The sequence below is a fragment of the Mesorhizobium sp. WSM4821 genome (genome assembly GCF_055901555.1).
Genome location: NZ_CM148371.1, coordinates 5,907,940 through 5,931,228 on the forward strand (window position 1 = coordinate 5,907,940; position 23,289 = coordinate 5,931,228).

16 protein-coding genes and 2 pseudogenes are annotated in these 23,289 nt (G+C 59.7%); 10 read left to right on the forward strand and 8 right to left on the reverse strand.

Annotation, left to right across the window (positions count from 1 at the left end; genetic code table 11):
• Positions 1-199 precede the first annotated feature (199 nt).
• Entirely contained in the window at positions 200-1,066 is an 867-nt protein-coding gene (locus AC0NID_RS28870) for a glycosyltransferase family 2 protein (RefSeq protein WP_473455881.1), read from the forward strand.
• Complete coding sequence (locus tag AC0NID_RS28875) at positions 1,067-2,503, forward strand: polysaccharide biosynthesis/export family protein (protein ID WP_473455858.1); 1,437 nt, start codon at positions 1,067-1,069, stop codon at positions 2,501-2,503.
• Positions 2,504-2,644: 141 nt separating this feature from the next.
• Here AC0NID_RS28875 and AC0NID_RS28880 read toward each other — a convergent pair whose 3' ends face one another.
• Positions 2,645-3,025, reverse strand: coding sequence for a hypothetical protein (locus tag AC0NID_RS28880; RefSeq protein ID WP_473455859.1), 381 nt, complete (start codon positions 3,023-3,025; stop codon positions 2,645-2,647).
• A gap of 178 nt (positions 3,026-3,203) precedes the next feature.
• Positions 3,204-4,676, reverse strand: a complete 1,473-nt coding sequence (locus AC0NID_RS28885; protein WP_473455860.1) for a hypothetical protein — start codon at positions 4,674-4,676, stop codon at positions 3,204-3,206.
• Between the two features lie 47 nt (positions 4,677-4,723).
• Here AC0NID_RS28885 and AC0NID_RS28890 point away from each other — a divergent pair, with 47 nt between their 5' ends.
• Positions 4,724-5,161 (forward strand): hypothetical protein, encoded by a 438-nt coding sequence (locus tag AC0NID_RS28890; protein WP_473455861.1) that lies wholly within the window; start codon positions 4,724-4,726, stop codon positions 5,159-5,161.
• Here the strand turns inward: AC0NID_RS28890 and AC0NID_RS28895 are convergent.
• From AC0NID_RS28895 to AC0NID_RS28915, 5 genes are all read right to left on the reverse strand, one after another.
• Positions 5,093-5,944, reverse strand: coding sequence for a sugar transferase (locus AC0NID_RS28895; RefSeq protein WP_473455863.1), 852 nt, complete (start codon positions 5,942-5,944; stop codon positions 5,093-5,095). The genes AC0NID_RS28890 and AC0NID_RS28895 overlap by 69 nt on opposite strands.
• Before the next feature lie 331 nt (positions 5,945-6,275).
• On the reverse strand, positions 6,276-8,162 hold the full coding sequence (locus tag AC0NID_RS28900; RefSeq protein ID WP_473455864.1) for a GNVR domain-containing protein: 1,887 nt from the start codon (positions 8,160-8,162) through the stop codon (positions 6,276-6,278).
• Between the two features lie 136 nt (positions 8,163-8,298).
• A complete protein-coding gene (locus tag AC0NID_RS28905; RefSeq protein WP_473455865.1) occupies positions 8,299-9,069 on the reverse strand; it encodes a response regulator transcription factor in 771 nt (256 codons plus the stop codon).
• Between the two features lie 392 nt (positions 9,070-9,461).
• Positions 9,462-10,196, reverse strand: coding sequence for a Crp/Fnr family transcriptional regulator (locus AC0NID_RS28910; protein WP_473455866.1), 735 nt, complete (start codon positions 10,194-10,196; stop codon positions 9,462-9,464).
• Between the two features lie 885 nt (positions 10,197-11,081).
• Positions 11,082-12,227 (reverse strand): acyltransferase family protein, encoded by a 1,146-nt coding sequence (locus tag AC0NID_RS28915; RefSeq protein ID WP_473455867.1) that lies wholly within the window; start codon positions 12,225-12,227, stop codon positions 11,082-11,084.
• A gap of 245 nt (positions 12,228-12,472) precedes the next feature.
• Between AC0NID_RS28915 and AC0NID_RS28920 the strand changes: the two genes are divergently transcribed.
• The gene (locus AC0NID_RS28920; RefSeq protein WP_473455868.1) at positions 12,473-12,817 is read left to right on the forward strand and encodes a VanZ family protein; all 345 of its coding nucleotides are present in this window, start codon (positions 12,473-12,475) and stop codon (positions 12,815-12,817) included.
• Positions 12,818-13,271: 454 nt separating this feature from the next.
• Here AC0NID_RS28920 and AC0NID_RS28925 read toward each other — a convergent pair whose 3' ends face one another.
• Positions 13,272-13,994, reverse strand: a complete 723-nt coding sequence (locus AC0NID_RS28925) for a haloacid dehalogenase type II (protein WP_473455869.1) — start codon at positions 13,992-13,994, stop codon at positions 13,272-13,274.
• A 665-nt stretch (positions 13,995-14,659) separates the two neighbouring features.
• Between AC0NID_RS28925 and AC0NID_RS28930 the strand changes: the two genes are divergently transcribed.
• The 6 genes and pseudogenes from AC0NID_RS28930 to AC0NID_RS28955 all read left to right on the forward strand — a co-directional run bounded on the left by AC0NID_RS28930 (position 14,660) and on the right by AC0NID_RS28955 (position 23,040).
• Positions 14,660-15,307, forward strand: a complete 648-nt coding sequence (locus AC0NID_RS28930) for a helix-turn-helix domain-containing protein (protein ID WP_474033356.1) — start codon at positions 14,660-14,662, stop codon at positions 15,305-15,307.
• Positions 15,308-15,470: 163 nt separating this feature from the next.
• A pseudogene (locus AC0NID_RS28935) lies at positions 15,471-16,224 on the forward strand (IS5 family transposase).
• A gap of 38 nt (positions 16,225-16,262) precedes the next feature.
• Positions 16,263-18,038, forward strand: coding sequence for an adenylate/guanylate cyclase domain-containing protein (locus tag AC0NID_RS28940; RefSeq protein ID WP_473457930.1), 1,776 nt, complete (start codon positions 16,263-16,265; stop codon positions 18,036-18,038).
• Positions 18,039-18,139: 101 nt separating this feature from the next.
• Positions 18,140-18,370, forward strand: a pseudogene (locus tag AC0NID_RS28945) (cupin domain-containing protein); the annotation flags it as partial.
• A gap of 279 nt (positions 18,371-18,649) precedes the next feature.
• Positions 18,650-19,861: an efflux RND transporter periplasmic adaptor subunit gene (locus AC0NID_RS28950; protein WP_473457928.1), complete on the forward strand. Its 1,212-nt coding sequence runs from the start codon at positions 18,650-18,652 to the stop codon at positions 19,859-19,861.
• A complete protein-coding gene (locus AC0NID_RS28955; protein ID WP_473457927.1) occupies positions 19,858-23,040 on the forward strand; it encodes an efflux RND transporter permease subunit in 3,183 nt (1,060 codons plus the stop codon). The genes AC0NID_RS28950 and AC0NID_RS28955 overlap by 4 nt, the downstream gene beginning before the upstream one ends.
• Positions 23,041-23,289 lie beyond the last annotated feature (249 nt).

The window sequence follows — 23,289 nt, forward strand, 5'->3', positions numbered from 1 at the left end:
TCCCGTCCAAACAAGCTGTCTATCGGGTTAAGCTGCGCCCCCGCTCGAAGCCGATTGCACTCCAACGAGGTACGGCTTCTACTCCGATGGGCCTAAGCACGCAGCAACGCTAAACTTATGCGCAGGCTGCATCGGCGCGACCGGCGGATTAGGATGGCAGCGCACTCACTTCATTGGCCGTGCGGAGGGTTGGTTGTCGATAAAACTGGTCGTGATCGTCGCAACGTTCGGTCGCACGGAACATGTGGCGCGGCTTCTCGCGCGGCTTGAGCGACAGACCAGGTTGCCCGACGCGGTGATCATTTCGGCTCCCGACGCAAGCCATGTTCCCAACACCATGGCCTGCCGGTTTCCGGTATCGAGCGTATTCGGAAAAAGGGGCCTGGCGGCACAGCGCAACAACGCCCTCGATGCCGCGGGCGACCGTTTCGACATAATCACCTTCTTCGACGACGACTTCATTCCTGCAGACGACTATCTCGATGGCATATCACGGGCATTCCTGCAGCAGCCGGACTGGGCCGTGGTGACTGGAAACGTGCTGAAAGACGGTGCAACGACTGCAGGGCTCACGTGGCAAGAAGGTATCGAGGCGCTTCGCGAGGCCGGCACGGCGACTGAAACGCATGGGGTGGATCAACTCAGCGCCTACGGGTGCAACATGTCGATCCGGGCGGCTTTCATCGACGGCTTGCGCTTCGATGAACGGCTTGTGCTCTACGGGTGGCAGGAAGACGTTGACTTCACCAGCCGGCTGCGGGCCAGGGGGCGGGTCGTCGCCTTGAAATCGATCCGCGGCGTTCATCTCGGCGTCAAGAGCGGTCGCGTAAGCGGCGTCCGTTTCGGCTATTCGCAGGTGGCGAACCCGGTCTATCTCATCCGCAAAGGGTCCGTTCCATTGCCTGTCGGACTAAAGTTGATGGGCAAAAATCTACTCGCCAATCTCGCACGCAGTCTCTGGCCGGAATCCTACATCGACCGGAGAGGACGTCTGCGCGGCAATCTTCTGGCGCTTTCACACATCGCAAGAGGCCGGGTGGAGCCTGAATATATTCTGGAGATTTAGATGGTTGATGACCCGTTCTTTTCGATCGACAGAGGCACTCGCCCAAATCGCCGAGCTCGAGGCCTCGACAGGCTGTCGTATCGGCGCGCGGCTCGGCGCCTGCTCCAGGTCGTGGTGTCGGCGGGGGTGACGTTGGCCTGCATGTCGGGCATTTCGGCCGCAAGCGCCAAGGAGTATGTGCTCGGCCCACAGGATAAGCTGCGCATCAAGGTCTACGAATGGCGTGCGTCGCGCGACACGATTTTTGCCTGGAGTGCTGTCAACGACGAATACACGGTCGGTCCCGACGGCTCCATTTCACTGCCGCTGGTTGGCGAAATTAAGGCTGCCGGCCTCACCACCAGCGAGATTGCGAACTCCATCGGCAACGGCCTGATGAAAAGTGTTGGGCTTGTGCGCGTACCGCGCACCGCGGTGGAAATCATCCAGTTCCGACCGTTCTATGTCGTCGGCAAGGTGACGCAATCGGGCGAATTCGCATATCGGCCGGGGCTGACCGTCTTGCAGGCCTTGAGCATTGCTGGCGGGCTGCGGACGCGGGAGGACGGGGACGCCAGGTTCGAGCGCGAAGTGATCCAGGGTCGAGGAGATGTGAGCCTGCTTAGGCTGAGCGAGGCCAATCTCCTCGCGCGCAAGGCGAGGCTCGAGGCGGAACTCTCGCATGCCAGCGACATTCAGTTTCCGCCCCAGTTGACGCCACGCACTCAGGACGACGTCATCGCCATGCTCATGAAGCAGGAGCAATTGATCTTCCAGGCGCGCAAGGAGGGGTTAGACACCCAGGTCAAGGCGCTTCAGAGTCTGCGTGAGTTCCTGCAGAAGGAACTCACCTCGCTGGAAGCGCAGCTCGTTTTCCTCGACAAGCAGATTGCCTCTATCCAGAAAGAGTTGACGTCGGTCTCGGCGCTTGTGGCAAAAGGGCTGGCGGCGGCGCCGCGGGAATTTGCCTTGGAGCGAACCCTCGCCCAGGCGCAGAGCGAGAGGCTGTCGGCGGAAACCAGTCTGCTGCGGGGCCGTCAGGAAATCAGCAGAACCGACATATCGATACTCGAACTCCAGGACGGACGGAGAAATGAGGTAACGATCGATCTGCGTCAAACGCAAGCCGAACTCGATGCTCTCGACAGCAAGACGGAAACCGCGAGGCGGCTGTTGTACGACTCCGAGATATCTGCCCCGGCACTTCTTGCCCACCGAGCCCAGTCGGATCTGGCTGCGCCGATCTACACGATCTTCCGACCGTCAGCGGATGGCACGACGGCGCAGATACAAGCTAACGAAACCAGCGTCGTCGAGCCCGGAGACACCATCAAGATTGAAATACCACCGGCTCCGGATGAATTGGGCGCGCTGGAATCGAAGTCGACCGAGCGGCGCAAGGCGCCGGGAATAGAACTCAAAGCCGAAACCGTCGGCGGTACCGTAGGCATTCCGTAGCCACCTGGCGGATTTTGCAAGCCGGATGAGGTAGAAGCGCGCGACTGGTCGATGGAAGCCAGGGAACTTCCTTGGTCAGTACGCGCACCAGCCATCGCGCTCTTTTCCTGGGGAAAGAGACCCGCTGTGCAATCGACGGCACTACCGGACATCTTCTTGACAACTACGTTCATGAATGGATTCAACTGAAACCGTCCAGGTCTCAGGCGGTTCGCCTTGCCAACAAGGTTCTCCGAAAACTTGGAATAACCCTTGTCCTCGCGTGCTTGCACCACCTGTTCGCAGGGGCTGGATGACCAGCGTCGAACAGAGATTGGACATGTATCCCCTGGCAAGCGCGGCACTTTCCAACGCATATTTCAGCACGACGACCCAAGCAGGAACCTTCACTTTTCTGACAGCTTCGAAGGTCTCCCGAACGCCAGTGCCGAAGACGGCCACGACAACGCTCACAGGGGCGACATGGCCACGACCAAGGCCGCGCTCATCGCAAACTTCAAGCGCTTGAATTGCTTTGCGCATCTGGATGGCGGACTATACGTCGCTCAAGGTCAGCTTGGAGTATGCGTATCCTCGCCTATCAAACGGCGCGTTGCTTAGCGGTAAGCCCGAAAAGGTTGCGCTTTTGTATGGTGGATTCGATAGCACCATGGGTTTCGGAGGTCATGGATACTTCCGAACTCTGTGAGCCTATATCGCTTTAGGCGCGGCCGGGAACGGCGCCGACCTGCGATTGGATCCCGTATGCGCTGGAATCGCGCGAATGCTGGAGCGTCCTGACAGCGGCCTCTGCAACACGGTCGTCTTCAACAGGCAAGAGCCGGCTGACCAGAACGACAGCGAGAGGAATCAAGAACACGATACCGGGGTCGGCGCTACCACTTGCCAGCGACGCGGCCACGAGCCCGGCCAAGGCACAAGCGCGCACGCTCGACGCTATCGCGTCGACCTCGGGATTGATCCGACGGGCGCCCCGCAGGCCCCGCACCAGCATTGCCAACAGAATCATCATCATCGCGGTGCCGAACAGCCCCAACTGAGAAAGCAGCGCTATCGGCCAACTCGAGGCCCGCGAGCTTCCCAACCCGACCCCCAGTCCACCTGTATCGAAGAAGGACTGCAGGCTTTTGTAGTTCCAGTAGCTGCGCTCCTGGCCGGACACTGATGTCACTTTGTTGACGACCGTGGAGTCGACAAGCTGCAAAACCGGATCAAAGAAATGCGGATAGAACAGACCAGCGGCCATGGCGCAGAGGAGCAAGGGTGGTAGCAGCCCGGCAAGCATCGCCTCCCCCGACCTCAGCCGGCCCGAAGCGAGCGACTTCACGATGGAAAAGACAACGGGCACGCTTACGATTGCAAGACCGACATAGGCGGTCGACGATGTCGACAGCAGCAGGAGAACAAACAGGGCCGCTCCCAACCCGAATGCGAATTTGGATCCGGTCTTGCGCCAATAGGTGTAGGTGAACGCCAGCCCTGCCAGCGAGGCCCCGCCGAACGCAGATGCCTCCGAAAACGCCCCCGCGATCCGCCAGAACCCAGCTTCCCTCACTTGCGTCAGCATCGCGTAGTTGGCGCTACGAATGGGGGCGAGAATGTCGCCGGCGCCGCTCACCTTGCCCAACAAATCCAGGATGCCCATAGCCACGTGCAAGGTGAACCATAGGAAGAAGCCCCGCCTGATATCGGCCAAGGTGCCGCTGCGCTGAAGCAGCAGACAGACCGCCAGGAACGTCAGCCCTGCCAGAATAAAGTACCCCGCCTGAGAGATATTGGCCGACACCGGCGCCAAGGCGGCTTCGTAGACGCCTTTGCCGGTGCGAGAAGAGACGAAGGCGCTTGTCTGCCCGGCAAAGAGCCTGGGAAACAACAGCGCTCCGATGCATACATAGATCATGAGCGCACACACGATCCATGTTGCACCTATACGAGCAAAGACGGATCCTATCTCCCTCCAGATTCCCCGTCGAGCCACTGCTGCCACTATCAGCAGCATATCAAAGACAGTGAAGATAAGCGGCGATGAGCCGCCAAGCGAGGTTATCGTCCCGATTGCCGTCGCGCCAAAGGCCAAGGAAGCAATCAGCGCAGCGATGATCGACCAGCGCATACAAACGACGAGGGCCAGAATTCCCGCGCAGATCAGCACCCCAGCCACGGAAATCTGCATTTCACTCCTCCGCCGATCGCTGATCGTGGCTGTGCATAATTAAGCGAATGGCTTCACAGGAAGGTGCGACTCTGATTTGCTTGCGAGGGCGTTGGTCTTGCGCCAAGAAAATTGACCCCTGGGAGGTCGCCGTGTTGCTTGCCATTGTCGGCGTTGCGGGTCTTGCACTGGTGGCAGGGCTTACGCTGCGCGCGCCGGCGCTGATAGCGGCGACATTGGCGGTGATCGCCGGCAGCATCGCTGCGGGCAATTTTCTCCACCTGTCTGTTGAAACCACCATCCGCTCGACACTCTATCTCGTTGCCGTCACCCAAATTGCCTACTTGGCCGGCCTGGCACTTGCCGTACTGTGGCACCGCCCGAGGCCGGCGGCTATAATCGCCCAGACCGTTTCTGCTCCCCTGGACGTTTCCAATTCAGGAGGTCTGATCAAATTTCATCATGGCCGGTATCGTCCGCATCAGGATCGAGAAGTCGCGCAATAGAGACCATGTTTGAACGTATTGCGTATCCAGCAGCACGCGGTGCGAATATTCGGTCATGTTTCTCCCGCTTATCTGCCAGAGGCCGGTCAGCCCTGGCCGCGTCTTCAAATATTCGTGCGCTGCGGCGCCATAGCGTTGCAATTCGTCGGCAACGACAGGTCGTGGACCGACGCAACTCATGTCGCCGCGTAAGACGTTGAACAGCTGCGGCAGCTCATCCAGGCTCGATTTGCGGAGCATCTTTCCGAAAAACAGGATACGCGGATCGCACTTAAGCTTCTGGTTGGCTGCCCACTCCTGGGCGGCTTGTGAATCGCTGCTCAGATGCCGTTGCAGCACCTCCTCGGCATTAGGCACCATGGTGCGGAACTTGTAGCAGTCAAAGAGCTTTCCGTTGAATCCGATACGGCGGTGAACAAACAGTACCGGACCGCCTGTGGTGGCCTTGATCAGCAGCGGGATAAGAACCAGGATCGGACTGGCCACGATGAGCGCGGTCGAGGCTACCAACAGATCCAGCAGCCTCTTGGCCCAACCGCCCAGAGGCTGTCTGTGGTCGCCCCCTACATCGTCTTGAACGCTTGCCGTCAGCATGTCCGGCCCAAGCGCCGTGGTAGCGCTGTCAGGGCTTGCGTCGAGTTGGGGCAGTGCGAGGCCTGGCGTATTCGATGTCGCGGCCGCGCCGCTTTCTTGTCGAAGAAACAATGTCGCCGCAGGCCTGGCCCCGATCAGAACGGCCAAGTCTTTGTACGGCAGCGCGTGGCTTTCGGTCACGTTGGACATTTCTGATCACGCTCGATTTCTGCTGTTTTCCCTTGCATTTTGTCAATGACAACTGACTGCGGGCAAGCAGAGAAAAGGTGGTAGTTGGGGGATGATTGGTAGCGGCGGGTTACCCCTAAGATGCTAGATCAGGTACGGACGAATGGCTGCTCCGACCAATGGCAGGCACAATGTCGGAACCAGACGTTCGACGCGCCGTTGTTTGCGCCGCCCTGCCTTGTTGGCGGCGCAGTAACACTTGGCAGGCAGGTGGCGAATTGACGCCAGTGCCCGAGACTTGCCGCCGAGCCTGCGCTCGATTGACCTGCCGCCGGGAAGTCCAGGGTCGATGTCAGCGCGGTGCTTGGGTTGCGTGCTTGCGGTAACGATGAGCCGAACCAGAACGAACACGGGTCATCAACACCCCAACGACCGGCGAATTTATATTCTTGAGGGTCTGCGTCAGATCTTCAAGTTGATCAAGAGACGTCACGCCCCACTGCGCCACGACAATCACACCATCAAGAAGCGGGCAGACAGCGAGCCCTTCGGCGCCTGAACTAAACGGCGGAAGCTCGACAATGACGACACTGTAGTCGTCGACATCGCTCAGCAATCTGTCCATATTGTCGGGAACAAGGAGGTTTGCGGAATTAGACTCATCATTCTTCAAGTAATAAAACGATGTCTTTTCAATAAACTGGATCTGCTTGACGAGATCCTTCGGACTTCCGCAATCCCGATCGATCACGTTGACATCTGAGGAACTGACAAGTTCCTTGGCCAGTGCCGACCTGTGGTCGGCGTTGATGACGAGGGTTGGCGTACCCGACATCGCGCAGAGGGCCGCCAGATTGCTTACAACGGTGCTCTTTCCATCACCGGGGGAAACGGAAGTGACTCCGATGCGGCGCCTCGGATGGGAGGTTCCGGCCAGGCTCATGACTGCCTTGACGCTCTGAAGGCTCCCGCTGAATGAGGAATCCGGATTCTTCAGCACCTCGTCAAGCCGGCCGAAACCACCGCGCCTGAAGCTGACCGGCGGCAATTCGCCAATACAGGCCAAGCCCAGTTCGCGGCGGATCTGATGCGGCGTCCTGACGTTCCGATCGAGGCCGCGCCGCGCCACTGCAAACCCGATGCCAGCCACCAGTCCGGCAAGCGCACCAAAGGCGAGGATCAGCTTGTTGCGCGGCCGACTTGCCGTCTTCGGGCTCGTTGCGGATGTAATAACACGCGCATTGGCGATGAGATAGGGCTGTTGGTCGACCGAGTTCGTATAGGCTCCGAGCAGGCTTTCATACATCTTTCGATACGTCTCGGCGGTAACTTCCAACTGCTCCAGTGTCGTCTGGTTTTTTGGTTGTTCTTCGTTGACGGGGAGGTCCTGGCCGTCGACGGGTGTCTCGCCCTGGCCTATGCTGTAGTCGTGTTTCGCGCGAAACTCCTGGGCGATCCTGGTCGCCTTGTTCATCTGGTCGCCGACCTCCCGCATACGCCTTTCCAACCATACGATGCCTTCGCTGGCCGCTACTTTTGTCGTTTGCACTTGCTCGCGTACGAAGGCCTCTGCTGTGGCGTTTGCGATGCGTGCCGCCAATGCCGGGTCCAAAGACTGGAATGTAATGTCTATTGCGTACGAGACACCGACACGCTGAACATCCAGGCCATCGCTGAACACCTCCACCGCAGCACGCTCGCGCTCGGCTTCCGACTGAGGAGTATTCGGTTGTTCCCGGCCCGACCAAGGCAGCACTGTTTGGAAGAAACCCGCTGGCGCGGCGTTGCTGGTGTTGTCCCCGTCAGCCTGAAAGACACCGATCCAGGCCCTGTGAAACCTCTCGCCGATCGTCGGACCGTGCATATCCCTGAACGTTGGATTGTCCATCAGTCCAAGGTCATCGATCACCATTATCGCGATCTTCTGGGAGCGCAGAACTGCGAGTTGGCTCTCGATCTGGGCGGTGTCGAGCGACAGATTCACCTCGGAGGGCTGCTGCTGAAGGTTTCTGGGGATCTTTGGCTCGATCAGTATCTGCGTTCGCGCCACATAGATCGAATCCGAGGTAGCAAAGTAAAATGTGGCGCAAGCGATTCCGGCGACCATAAAGGCAAGTATCGAAAGGAGATACTGCCGGACAAAAGAAACAATGTCAGCAAGGCTGATAAAATCCTGCGGAGCATCGGCCGCCCCAAGCCATGGCTTGTGGGCAATGGTCGCCAACGGACGGTCTAGCATGGCTTCAATCCATATCTGCAACGAAAGGGGCGGCGAACTGCAGGCCGAGCAGGGTCTCAATAGACGAGCCCCATTGCGAACGTGCAGCCGTGGCCACCGTTATGTCCATGATCGATCGCAAGTAACCGCTGTCAGGTTAACTTGATCGGCCCGACATGAGCGTGCCGGGGAACATCTCATTGAGCTTGTAGACGACCTCGGTCCTGTTCGTCGCCTTCAACTTCTTCATGATGTTGCGGATGTGGACCTTGACCGTGCTCTCACGCAGATTGAGCTCGTGGGCGATTATCTTGTTCGCCTTCCCACGCCTCAGGGCCTGGACGACCTCTTCCTGCCGTTCCGTGAACACGCTGGCCATGGCTCTTGTCGAATCGACGCCGGTGTCAATTGCCTTGTGCAGGGCAAAGACACTGCTTGCAGGCACAAATGTTCCGCCGGCAAGGACAAGATTTACGGCTTCAACGCAGATCTCGAAACGGATCGAGGAAGGGATGTAGGCCTTTGCGCCATAGTTCAACGCCTTCAGAATCTGCTCCAAGTCGTCGGTATCGGCTAAAATCACCACTGGAATCGGGTGAGCCTCATTCACGAGATCGGCGATTTCGCTGCCGGTCTTCGCGTCGGTCACCTTTCGGCTGCCCACGTTCAGCAGAATGGCTGATGCCGACAGTGCGTTTTCCTGATGCCGCCATTCTTCGATCGACCCGAACGACAGGATTTCCTTCCCGACGCCATAGGCAGTCAAGCATTGTGCAAGACATTGTCTGTCAAGCACCCGCTCATCCAACAGAGCCAGGCAGGATTCAGCCAAGCCGTTTCTATGAAGATGAATTCCATTCGCAAGATTACCCGATAAGAATTCCAATGCACCGGGTGATTTGGCGTCTAATTGAATTGTCGGTACCATGAACTTACTCCCCAAACATTACTCACGTTTCGAGACCAGTACGAGCGGGATTTTAGACAATACTATCCTGCGAGCAAAAATGTTCTGCTCGCACCAACTTCCTTCAAACTGTGAGATTGCCAGGCCCCCGCCATGGTCTCAGCACTATTGCGTAGAACAGGTTATCGGCCAAAAGGCGGGCCTTCACTAATTTAGGTTAACAAACTCTAAAAAAAATTTCGGCTACTTCAATTGGCAGAGGAAGAGGCTAGTGAAGGCTGCGCCGAACGGAAGCTCGACTTCGCATTGTCGCCAGATGCGAGCGCTCGCCGTCCAATGGGATAGTGGGCTTCGCCTATCGGGATGGCCTTGAGGCGCATCCCGCCGCCTTGGCGTGGCATGCCAACAGAGCGTCAATTATAGACGTATCTATTATGGACATATCTGTCGTCGAACTCGGCAAATTTCGTGGCCCCCGCTTGATCGAGCACGCGGACATGACCTTGGCGGAACTCGAGAAGCCCGCGTTCGCGCAATTCCCGCAACATTCGATTCACATGAATCGGAGTCAGGCCGAGCGCGTCGGCGAGGTCGTACTGGGTGAGCGGGCATGCATAGCCAGTACGGGTGACAGCGCCTACACGCTCCAAGCGCGCTCTCAGTTCGAGCAGCAAGTGCGCTGTCCGCGCCAAGGCGCTGCGTCGACCTATATTGGTGAGATGTTGAGCGACAAGCGCTCTTTGATGCACGAGAGGTTCGAGAAAAAGGGTAGCTGTACGGGACGACTTTGCCGCGCCAAGAGCAAGCGCCTTGGTCGAGGCCTCCAATACCGCGAGCTCGGTCTGGGCCACAAATGTCTCAAGAGCCGTGCCCATATACGACTGTGGCAGGACAATGTCGCCCTTGAGGGCAAAGTCCAAAATCTGCCTCTGTCCACCGGCAAGATCATGGGAAATGCATCCCCAGCCTGACTCGACTATGAAGACGCGATCACAGTCCTCTCCCTGATTGACGATTGCGGTTTCTGCCGCATATCGCTTCGAGACGAATCCTAGCGCCTTGATATACGCCTTATCGTCACTTTTCAGTCCGCCCGAAGACGGATCATTTTCATTTCCATTCCAAAAAGGGCGTGAAGCGTACGTCATTTGAACCCCGCCAATCCTCCCCAAGGTACCCTCCTAGCTAAAAATGTACTTCAGCTTTGACGTGTTGAGTATCCTACCCAGGCTACACCAATTGGATGATGTTGCCCTGATGCACTCCCCAAGAAGCAAGGATCATGCCTGATCAAGGCCGAACTAAGACCCGAATTCCTTATCAGGTCGACGGACCGCGCCAACGGCTTCAGCGAAATCGCACGAAACAATCGCGCCGATTTCGAGCAGTTGTATGTGTTCGCAGGGAGGGGTCGAGGTCGCTTCAGCTCGATCCAGGTAAACGCCGACTTTCAGCGGAAACGGCACAGCTGCGGCTGTCCGACTGATCCGTGGCGTTCCGCACCTCTTGAGGCAACGCACTGATTTCACTTGCCAATAACGTCTCGGATGCCGCCAGCCCGATTAGCACCGCTTCACTCAAGCGCCACGCCTGCAACGCAATCGTGGCAGGTCAGCTGCCTCACAGCGCGAGCAAGTCAGCACCAGGCCCGGCATGAGATTTTTTCCTGCCATGACGAGGTCTCAATGGAACGGAGCGTTCGCTCGTAAGGCTCGGACTGCCCACCGCTGGATGAGCAACCCTCGCCCAAGTTCCAGGGCCGGAATGGTCAGGCGACGACACTCTTGGTTCCATGCTGTCCCCGTTTGAGACACCACACGGTGGGCATACCTCATTCGCAGTAGCTATGATGCCCCGATTAGGTGCAATGCGCAGAGAGGTCCGCCGCCACCCGCCCGGAAAAAGGGGTACGTCTGGGGTGCCGATGCGGCCGACCAAAGCCCCGGGCCACATCGACTTATCCGCAAATGGATCCGGCGCATGGCCGAGCGGCGTCTCGACCGCCTTATTGTCTCCGGAATTGTCTCCGGAGCCTAAACCGCCATTTTGAGTTGATTTGGCGCCGGAGGTTTAGGAAACCATCCTTTGACGGCGTTTTGAATCCTCTTCTCCAGCCACATAATGGCCGCGCTCAAACCGAAAACGAACAGCAAGGAGAGTGCAAAGACGACAGGCATCGGAAGACCAAGGGAAAACAACCACCAAACCATGACCATGCCAACCGAATAGTGGTTCAAATAGATTGGGTAGCTTAAGCCTCCGATATATTTTATCAGCACCTGACGTTCAAAAAGTTTGCTCTTTACAAGATCGCCGTACCTTATTCCGGTGGCCATTGCATACATGCAGACCAGCCAAATTATCACGGCTGACGCTTTGTACGCGTAGCCGCGTTCAACTGAAATGAAAATCTCCGCTGTGCTCATAACGCCGAAAAGCAATAACAACGCTGTCTTCCACCCGTGTTTCCCCACCGTGCCGTGCTCTTGGCCACGGTCCCTGACAAGAAAGAAGATCATACCTGCAGCGAAGAAAACGCCGTGCTGCAGCAGAAGCAGTTTGAAGGGGAACCGCGACAGCACTGAAATCGCCTCCTCCAACCGCGTGGATGGCGGCAGCATATGCAGCCCAGAGACAACAAGAAGGTATACCGAGCTGGAAAACCCTATCATCTTAGCCAGGTCGTAGAGTGACAAACGAAACCTGGACAAAATGGCCACGACCACCAGGAAATAAAACACCGCCTCGACGACGAGAGACCATACGACCCCGTCGATATAGGGGCCTTTCGGAGACAATATTACCGATCGACCAAAATCCATCAGGAGAAGGGGCAAATCCTCTCCATAAAGGGCCCGTGCGGCCAAGCTGACAAGCGCCGACAGCCACAAGGCCGGCAATATACGCGTAGCGCGAATGCGCGCGAAACGCAGCGCTTGCGACACTCCCCCTTCGCCTGAGGCGCTCATGGCGATGACAAAGCCGGAAATTACGAAAAAAATCTCGACCCCTACGGCACCCAAACCTGCGAACGCCGACAGAAAACCGAAGGCGACATCGCTCCCCTCGGTGACTGACGCACTGTTCCAGGCGAATGTCGCGAAGTGGTTCAGCAACACCAAAATCGCTGCAAAAATGCGTAGGAAATCTATCACGAGATAGTGGGCATTGCGTTCCATAGTAACGTTCCGGACTTTGCGCCAAGCCAAGCTCGATGTTAGCGTGAAAGGGTCAGTGCACCTGCTGATACGTTCGGATATAGGCTAATTGGATGAAGCATCGGGCATTGGACTGCGTCCTGCAGCGCAGATACACCGTAGTGTGGCGCCTGATCTTCTCTGGGCGGGGTTGGGGAACTGGTGGATTGTTCCGGCCTCAATACCTGGAGTAGCGTTGCATCCCAATCATTTCCATGGATGGAAGAATGCTTCGCTCTGTCTTCCGGCTGGCGGCATGGCTGCTGGTCTTGGCCATCGTGGCCGTGACGATTGTTCCGATTGGAATGCGCCCCCACTCAGGCCTTGGCCCAGAGCCGGAACGCGTTGCCGCGTTCCTTGTTCTTGGCCTGTTGCTTGGTCTCGCCTGCGACCGCAACTGGATGCTGGCGCTTAGCCTGGTGGCCGTGGCGGGTCTCGGGATCGAGGCATTGCAGATGTTTAGCCCAAGCCGGCACCCTAGCGTTGAAGACGCCGTGATCAAAGCGCTCGCCGGCTGCGTCGGAGTCCTGGCTGGCTGCATCCTCGTCAAGAAGGGCTGGTCGGGACGGTAGAAGGTCCGTTTGGACCGGCGCCTCGGTCGATCTGTATCCCCTAAATGGTGTGTCGTGCACCTGGCTGATGCCGTGCTAATATTCTCGCGGGCTTGGGAGGTTCAGATCGACCTCATCGCGAATGTATTGGCCGGAGCATGGGCTGCCGGCGTACTTGCCGCCATCTGGTATGTCTGGAGGTGGCCCTCGCCGCCCATTGCCGAAAGTGAGGGAGACCGCGATTTGCGGGAGTGGCTGGACGGGCAACTATAAGCGGCCGACGATTTCGCCAGGCGCTACCCGCTCACGAAGTAGCCGCCACCATTGTGCTCGGTTTGCGGGATCATGAAGGCGAGGAACACTGGGCCGACGCGGTCGCCTGACCGGGCGTTAACACCGCGCTCGGTAACAGCATGATCGGGAATTTTCTCGACACCAAGTCTGGAATCCCTCCTGTGCGCACATGCTATAGGCTTTATAACCGAAGCCGTTCAGCCAACTCTATGAAGTTCCCGGCCACCAGGTCCCAGTTCCGATCGGCGTGCAAGTCCGTGGTCTGCTCCGCGCCGTGCTCGGTTGGACGTGGAACAAAGGCCGTTCGCAGGCCGCATGCCCGCGCAGCGGCCAGGTCTCCATTGTGCGCAGCCACAAGACAAATCTCTTGTGGCTTCATTGCCAGAACGTCAGCGGTGCGAAGATAGGCTTGCGGCATCGGTTTGTACGCTTGCACGACTTCCGCGCCGAGGATTGTGTCCCAGGGGATGCCGCTGCGCTTCGCCATGTCGAGCATGAGGATGATGTTGCCGTTCGAGAGCGGCGCGATGATGTATCGGGCCTTCAGTCGTGTGAGGCCGACCACCACGTCCGGCCAGGGATCCAATCGGTGCCAGGCCAGGTTCAGTTCGGTCAGTTCGGAAGCCGGCACCGCAGCCGGGTCGATCCCGAATTCCGGCAGGACTGCTTCCAGATTCTCCCGGTGCAGCACATCGAGCCGGGTAAAGGGCCGCCGGCTGCTTCGAACCTCCTCCATCGCCGGGGAGTAGCGGCGGCGCCACGCATCGGCGAACGCGGTGGGAATGGCCGTTCCGGCACCATGCCGCTTCAGGAACGGTTCAGCCTCGCGCGCCACGCCGCTGCGCCAGTCGACGACGGTGCCGAAGACGTCGAATACCAGGGCACGCACACCATCCAGCGCCATTACGCTCGGCTCCTTGACATCAGGCAATCCCGAAGTCGATGACTAACGACCTGCGGCGGCGAAGAAAACTGTCAACGGTTATTTTCTCATCGCCGAATTCGGTTGGGAATCGGGGGGACCACGCAGCGTTCAAATCTGGTCGCCGATCCAGTCGCGTCCCTCTTGACCGTCGCGGCTGGGTCCGGCCTGGCTTGATTGGCCGCATCGACAAAAAGAAGCCCGCTGCCGGAGGGGCAGCGGGCTCAGCACCACGATGGATCAGGGAGGAAGATCCATCGCTCGCCCATGCCAAGGGGAAAAGCATGGGGCAGATCATAAGTAGGAATATGATCCTAGAAATCAAGAGCAACAAGACCCTTTGAGATGCGTCCTGTTCCTTCCAATGAGCCACCGTACGTTGGGCTTTTTGCGGACCAAAAAGCGGGCCGTCATCTCTCGGAGACTGCCGTGATCGAATTCCCGACGGCAGCCGCTGTCATGGCGCAAATCGATGCGGCTCGGCCAACGAACGTCAAGGTGCGTGCCAGCCAGGACCACAACAGCTGGCAGCCTCCGACAGCCCCGCCTGGTCGAGGTCTAAGTAGTTTCCCGTAGGGACATAACCGAATTTCGCGATCCGCCGATTCACGCGATTGCTGTGTCACGGACCAACCGGGAGAACAGCCATGCACGCCTACACGAGCTCAAGGATTGCCCTGCCCTCGCACGCCGCCCAGCCGAGCCGGCCGGCGGCGTTCGACACCGCACCGCTGCAACCGCTCAGCTTCTTTCCCGCCGGCGCCGAAATCTATGCCCAGGGCGAAAAGGCCGGCGCCTTCTACCAGGTCGAGTTCGGCGCCGTCCGCGTCTACCGCCTGCTTGCCGACGGCCGCCGGCAGATAAGCGCTTTCCATCTGGCTGGAGAGACCTTCGGCTTCGAAGCCGGCGCCACGCATCATTTCTTCGCCGAAGCGATCAATGCCACCGGCGTGCGCGTCTTCCGCTTCGCCGCCGGGGCTGACATGTCGCATCAGTTGCTGCCCCTGGCGCTAAAGGGATTGACACGGGCCCAGCAACACCTCCTGGTGCTCGGCCGCCAGAACGCCATCGAACGCATCGCCGCCTTCCTGGTCGACATGACGGAGCGGCAAGGTGGATTGCGGCAGGTCGAACTGCCGATGTCGCGCATGGATATCGGCGACTATCTCGGCCTCACCATCGAAACCGTATCGCGGGTCTTCACCCGGCTGAAGGACAAGGGCGTCATCCGCCTGCCCAACCTGCGCAGCATCGAAATCCTCAAGCACGACGCGCTTCGCTATATGAGCGAATGACGGAACTTCGCCCGATTACCCGAACGGCTGGAAACGGCCAGGGCTCGTCACCAGGCCACCCAGGCGACGGCTAGGAAGCAGAGCACCGGACTAAGGGTCAGGGCCCATTAAATTGTTGAGTTGAAGGGGCGGTAGTGATTCAAGGTGGCTTGAGGTGACCACCATGGGTGATTGGTTACTGCTGTCGCCGACGCAGATGCGGCGGATCGAGCCATTCTTTTCCACACACGGGGTACCTCGGGTCGATGACCTACGGGTGCTGAGCGGGATCCTGTTCGTGATCCGTAACGGGCTGCGCTGGCCGGATGTGCCGGCCGCCTTGGTCCGCACAAGACGATCGACAACCGATTCATTCGCTGGAGCCGGCTGGGTGTGTTCAACCGCATTCTAGCCGAACTCTCGGCCCGGGGCGGCGGCACCGACAAGCTGATGATCGATGCCACCCATCTCAAGGCGCATCGCACGGCAGCCAGCCCGCTCAATGAGGGCCCCGATGTATCGGACGGACCACAGGCGGTCTGACCACCAAGCTGCAGGTGGTTTGCGACGACCAGGGACGTCCGTTGCTGCTGCACCTGAGCGAAGGCCAGGCCAACGATCACAGAACCGCCGCCGCCGTGCTCGACGAACTGCCGCCTGCCCGCCATCTGCTGGCCGATCGGGCCTACAGTTCCACTGGCTTCCGCGAGGCGCTCATCGGCAAGGGCATCACACCCAGCATCCCGCCTCATGCCAAGCACCGTGTCCATCACAGCTATGATCCGCTGCTCTACAGGCAGCGCCACAGGATCGAGAACATGTTCGCCCGCCTCAAGGACTGGCGACGCATCCACACTCGATACAACCGATGCGCGCACACATTCCTGTCAGCAATCGCCTTCGCCGCTGCCTTCATCTTCTGGGTCAATCAGTCCTGACCCTAGTTAGGGCTTCCGAATTCAAGTACATGTGTTTCATGGTCGAACAACCGTCGAACCGTCGGCTCGCAGCCATCATGGTGGCCGACGTGGTTGGCTATTCGCGAATGATGGGCACCGACGAGGCGGGCACGCTCACGGCGCTGAAACGACATCGCGAACATCTTTTCGACCCGGCGGTCGCAGCCCATCATGGCCGTGTGGTGAAGCTCGTCGGTGACGGTGCCCTGGTCGAATTTGGAAGCGTGGTCGATGCCGTCAATTGCGCACTCGTGATCCAGCGCGCTATCAATGCGCGAACGCAGCCGAACGAAGAGCGCATCTCCCTAAGGATCGGCATCAATCTCGGCGACGTCATTATCGACAGTGACGACATCTATGGTGATGGTGTCAATGTAGCGGCAAGGCTCGAGGCGCTGGCCGAACCAGGCGGCATTTGCCTTTCCTCGATTGTCAATGAGAGCATTGGAAGCCGGGTCGATGTCACTTTCAGCAATGGCGGCGAGGTGACTGTCAAGAACATCGACCGGCCGATCAGGGTATGGAAATGGCACCCCGGCTGCGGGGACGCAACCGCTACCGAAACGCCGCTGACGCAGATCGATAAATCGGCTGCGTCGCATCCCGAACAGGCATCGATCGCTGTGTTGCCATTCGACAACATGTCCGGCGACCCCGAACAGGAATATTTCTCCGACGGTATCAGCGAAGACATCATCACAGACCTTTCGAAGGTTGGGGGACTCTTGGTCATAGCCCGCAACTCCAGCTTCACCTACAAGGGCAAGAGCGTGGATATTCGGACGGTCGGACGAGAACTGGGTGTCGCTGCGGTGCTTGAGGGATCGATCCGACGCGCCGGAAACAGAGTGCGGGTCAATGCACAGCTCATTGACACTGCCAGGGGCGCGCATTTGTGGGCTGATCGCTATGACCGGGAACTCACCGATATATTCGCCGTGCAGGACGAGGTAACATGCCAGATCGTTGAAGCACTGAAAGTAACCCTGACGCCGGCGGAATCGGCTCGTATTACGAAAGCCCCTACGCGAAGCATCGAGGCTCATGATCTGTTCCTACGCGGGCGCGAGACGCTATTCGCTACTCGAAAAACCAAGGAGACGTTCGAGCAGGCGATCGCCTGTTTCACCGAGGCGATCGAGATCGATCCGGACTATGCCGAGCCCTATGTGGGCCTCGCCCACGCCTACAATCACGATTTCCAGAACCACTGGAGTGGGCGCACCGACAGCCAGGAGCGCTCGGGGTACTACAGCAGGCTGGCACTCGAGAAGGATCCGAATCTCCCTTATGCGCATTACATGGCCGCTCTCGTAAGGTTCTGGGAGCGCGACCTTGGTGGTACGACCAGAGAGATAGATATTGCTCTGGCACTCAACCCCAATTTCGCGCTGGCTATGGCAATGCGCGGCGTCGGAAAAATCTATGGTGGCGCGCCGCTCGATGCTGTCCCAGACCTCGAACGTGCACTGCGACTTGATCCGCTGATGGACAACCAATATTGGCACTTCACGGGGTCGGCCTATCTCATTGCAGGGCGATATGAGAAAGCCGCCGAAGCCTTCCGAGCGCGCATCCGATTGTCACCTGATACGGATTTGTCCCGTGGACTACTGATTTCGGCGTTCGGTCACTTGGGCGAGATCGACGAGGCGCGGCGCGTATGGGCAGAGCTGAAGGAAATTAACCCCAAATATTCGTTTTCCGAACATATCGGGCGACTTCCGTTCAACAATCCCGCTGATGCTGACAAGATCCGGGAAGGTTACGCAAAAACGGGTCTGGTGGAATAACCTCTCATTTTCAATTGTGAAAGCCGCACGGACCAGCCGGCGTCCGCAATTGGCACAAAGTGCCGATTGGCCGGATGTCGCAAACGGAATTGGATGATCGCGGCGCAGGGCGTTGGGGTGAGCGCTATTCCGAGTTCGGCCAGCCGGGCTTCTGTGCGGTAATCGAGGGCCGATGTCGCCTTGCCGTCGATGGAGAAGACCCCATCAGCCTTGAGGAAGGCGACTTACTACGGCCTGTCCCAGGAAGACCTCGCGTCCCAGTGATGCGTTGTGCCAGGGTCTCTGACGACCTTGCGTCGTTTCGGTCACCTGGCCCCGCACACACGCCAGCGCGCTCTGGATTTCAACGCCGGGTTCGCCGCACGTCGGGATGCGCAATGGCTTGTCGGATCCGCCTTGGCTCGAGCGCATGGCGATGCCTACGCAGAGGATAAACGCTAGATATGCGTTCGCGCTCCCGGTTAGCCGCTTCCCTGTCGAGGATGGTGATATTCGATGTTTGATCTATAGCAAGCTGTCGGTTGTGGTGATCAGTTCAAAATGATTGATTTGTGCAGCACACCCGCTACCTTTTACGGACCCGCATGTAGGGCCGCTTACGAGGGGTAACCATGGTTCACACTGCACACCTCCGATACGAGTCTCTGGCCGCCTCCTCAAGCAGAAACGTCGCTGCAAAATGGCTTGCCGCCGCGGCCTTCGCGGCGATCGGCTTGATCGCGGCCCCGGTCGCACAGGCCCAGGAAGCGCCTCCCGCGCCCGTCGTCACGGTAGCCAAGCCGGTGGTGCGCGATATCGTCGAGGACGATGAGTTCGTCGGCCGTTTCGAAGCCGTCGACCAGGTTTCGCTGCGCTCCCGCGTCGGCGGCTATCTCGACCAGGTCCATTTCCAGGACGGTACGCTGGTCAAGCAGGGCGACCTCCTGTTTACCATCGACCAGCGGCCGTTCAAGGCGGCGCTGAACCAGGCGCAGGCGCAGGTCGACTCGGCCAAGACCCTGGTCGAATTCAGCAAGATGCAGTTCGAGCGCGCCGAGACCCTGTCGCGCGAAGGCAACATACCGGTTTCGACACTGGACGACCGCCGCCGCGAATATCTCGCCGCCCAAGCGCAACTGGACGGCGCGGAGGCGGCACTTGAAAACGCAAGTCTCGATCTCGAATTCACCGAGATCAAGGCGCCGTTTTCCGGCCGGGTCGACCGCCGGCTCGTCTCGCCGGGCAATCTGGTGCAGGCCGACCAGACCGTGCTGACCACCATCGTCTCGATCGACCCGATCGACTTCTATTTCGACATCGATGAGCGGTCCTACTTCGCTTATGCGCGCGACGCCCGCGCGCGCGGTGGCGTCATGCAGGAGGGCGCCGGCGGCGTCGATGTTGTCGTCCGTGTCGCCGACCGTGATGAAGCGACATTCAAGGGCAAGCTCGACTTCGCCGAGAACCGCCTGGACGAAGCTACCGGCACGATGCGGGCCAGGGCGCGCTTCGACAACAAGGACGGCGTGCTGCAGCCGGGCATGTTCGGCCGCATCAACGTGCCCGGCTCGCTGCCGCATCCGGGCGTGCTTCTGCCTGACGAGGCGATCGGCGCCGATCAGAACCGCCGCATCGTCTTCATTGTCGACGAGGCAGGGCTGATCTCGGCCAAGCCGGTCCGCACCGGCCCGCGCATCGACGGCTATCGCGTTATCCGCGAGGGCCTCACCGGCGAAGAGACCGTGGTAGTCAACGGGCTGGTGCGAGTGCGGCCGGGCGTCACCGTCAAGCCCGAGATGACCACGTTGCCGCCCAAGGCTGAAGCTGAAGGGCAGACGCAATGAACTTCGCCCATTTCTTCGTCAACCGCCCGATCTTCGCGGCGGTGCTGTCGATCGTGCTCGTGCTCGTCGGCGGCATCGCCTATACGCAGCTTCCGGTCGCGCAATATCCCGAAATCGCGCCACCGACCATCGTGGTGCGCGCCTCCTATCCGGGCGCCGACGCCGAGACAGTCGCCGCCACCGTGGCGACGCCGATCGAACAGGAAATCAACGGCGTCGAGCACATGCTCTACATGTCGTCCTATTCCTCCGGCGAAGGCTCGATGTCGCTCACCATCACCTTTCGCCCCGGCACCGATCTCGACGCGGCGCAGGTGCTAGTCCAGAACCGCGTCTCGATCGCCGAAGCGCGCCTGCCGGAAGAGGTGCGCCGGCTCGGCATCACCACGGCGAAAAGTTCGCCCGACCTGATGATGGTCATCCATATGCTGTCGCCCGACGACACATATGATCAGCTCTACGTCTCGAATTATGCGCGTTCGCGTGTGCGCGACGTCCTGCTGAGACTGGACGGCGTCGGCGACGTGCAGATCTTCGGCGAGCGCGAATATTCGCTGCGCGTCTGGCTCGACCCGGCAAAGCTGTCCGCCTACGGCATGACCGCAGGCGACGTCGTCCAGGCGCTGCGCGACCAGAACGTCCAGGTGTCGGGCGGCTCGATCGGCGCGCCGCCGATTGGCGACGGCTCGGCCTTCCAGTATACGGTCACCACGCAAGGGCGCTTCGAAGACGCGCGCGACTTCCGCTACGTCATAGTCAAGTCGACCGAGGACGGCCGCTTGATCTCCCTGCAGGACGTGGCGCGCATAGAGCTCGGCGCCAGGGACTACGTCACCAATTCCTATCTCAACAACAAGGCGGCGGTGGCGCTCGGCATCTTCCAGCGGCCGGGCACCAATGCCTTGGCCTCGGCGGAAGAAATCCAGCAGACCATCGCGGAGCTTTCGGGGGATTTCCCGAAGGGGCTGGCCTACGAGATCATCTACAATCCGACCGAGTTCATCGCTGAATCCATCAACGAGGTCTATGTCACCATCGCCGAGGCGATCCTGCTGGTGGTAATCGTCATCGTCGTGTTCCTGCAGTCGTGGCGCATGGCGATCGTGCCGATCGTGGCGATACCGGTCTCGCTGATCGGCACGCTTGCCGTGCTGCTCGCCTCCGGCTTCTCGCTCAACATGCTCACTCTGTTCGGGCTGGTGCTGGCGGTCGGCATCGTAGTCGACGACGCCATCGTGGTTGTGGAAAATATCGAGCGCAACATCCGGCTTGGCCTCGCCCCGCGCGCCGCCGCGCACAAGACCATGGATGAAGTGGGAAACGCGGTCCTCGCGATCTCGCTGGTGCTGATCTCCGTCTTCGTTCCGGCGGCTTTCATTCCCGGGATTTCCGGCCAGTTCTACTTGCAGTTCGCCATCACCATCGCGGTCTCCACCGCGATCTCCGCATTCAACTCGCTGACGCTTTCGCCGGCTCTCGCTGGCGTGCTTTTCAAGCCGCACATCGAGCAACATTCGAACTTCTTCCTGGCAAGGTTCGGCCGCGCTCTGGCGAACGGGTTCAACAACGGGTTCGACAAGATGGCGCACGGCTATGCGTGGCTGGTGCACAGACTTGTCGGCACGACTGTGGCGCTTGCCGCCATGCTGCTCGTCTTCGCAGGCCTGCTCTACGCGACCTATCACATGCTGCAGACGGTGCCGCGCGGCTTCATCCCGAACATGGACCAGGGTTATGCGATCGTCGTCGTGCAATTACCGGAGGGCTCTTCGCTCGCCCGAACCGACGCAGTCATCCAGAAGGCGTCGGATATCATCCGCGAGACGCCGGGTGTCGCCAACGCCGTCGCCTTTGCAGGATTCAACGGCGCGACTTTCACCAACGCCAGCAATTCCGGCGTGATCTTCGCGCCATTCAAGAGCTTCGAGGAACGGCTCGAGAGCGGCGATACTTCCGACAAGATCATCGGCACGCTGTTTGGCGGCCTGCAAAGCATCCAGGAGGCCTTCATCATCGCGCTGCCGCCGCCGCCGGTGCGGGGCATCGGCAACTCCGGCGGCTTCAAGATGATGCTCCAGGAGCGCAACAGCGCCGACATGCGGCCGGTTCTGGCGCTGGCCAACGAAATCGCCGGCAAGGCCAACCAGACGCCCGGGTTGATGGGCGTCTTCACCACCTTCTCGGCCTCCAGCCCGCAATTCTTCCTGGCGATCGACCGCGACAAGGCGCGCATGCTGAACGTGCCGATCCCCAACATCTTCGAGACGCTGTCGATCAATCTAGGCACCGCCTATGTCAACGATTTCAACGCGTTCGGTCGCGTCTACCAGGTGCGGGCGCAAGCCGACCAGGCTTTCCGCATCGAGCGCGACGACATATTGAAGCTGAAGGTGCGCTCGGCGGCCGGTGACCTGGTGCCGCTCGGCACGCTGGTCGACATCCGCGACGTCACCGGTCCCTCGCTCGTGCAACGCTACAACATGTATGTCTCCGTGCCGCTTCAGGGCAATGCAGCGCCGGGTGTCGCCACGGGCACGGCGCTCGACCTGATGGAGGGGATCGCAGCCGAATCGCTGCCGCAGGGCACTTCCTTCGAATGGACTGAACTCGCCTTCCAGGAGCGGCAGACCGGCAACACGGCGGTCTTCATCTTCGGCCTGTCGGTCCTGTTCGTCTTTCTGGCACTCGCGGCGCTGTACGAAAGCTGGATAACGCCCTTCGCCATCGTGCTTATCGTCCCGCTCAGCGTGCTGGGCGCCCTCCTGGGCGTCGCCTTCCGCGGTCTCGACAACAACATCCTCGTGCAGATCGGGCTGATCGTGCTCATCGGCCTGGCGGCGAAGAACGCGATCCTGATCGTCGAGTTCGCGCGCCAAGGTGAGGAGCGCGGCCTTGACGCCGTCGAGGCGGCTGTCGAGGCCTGCCGGCTGCGGCTGCGGCCGATCCTGATGACGGCATTCGCCTTCATCCTGGGCGTGGTGCCGCTGGTGATCGCCAGCGGGCCTGGTGCGGAAATGCGCCAATCGCTCGGCACGGCCGTGTTCTCCGGCATGCTGGGCGTGACCTTGTTCGGCCTGTTCCTGACGCCGGTCTTCTACGTTGCTCTGCGCAAGACATTCCGGCGCAGGCGGCCTGAAGCCGGCCCGACCCTGGCTTCCGAGAGCGGCGCAGCCGAGTAGACGCCGAGCCGATGAGGCGCCGGGTTCAGGCTGAAGCCGGACCGGCGGGTTCCTGGATCTGGCGCAGCGATGGAGCGGAGTTCTTTACCCAAGTGACGCAGGACGATCTGCGATTTCGCTTTCTCGGCGGCGTGAAGGCCGTCTCGCACGAGCGGCTCGCCGCAATGACGCGTTCCCGATGATGCCGGCATACTCCCGCGTACGCCCGCGCGACCTGCGACGCGACGGACGAAGTTGGTGCGATAATCC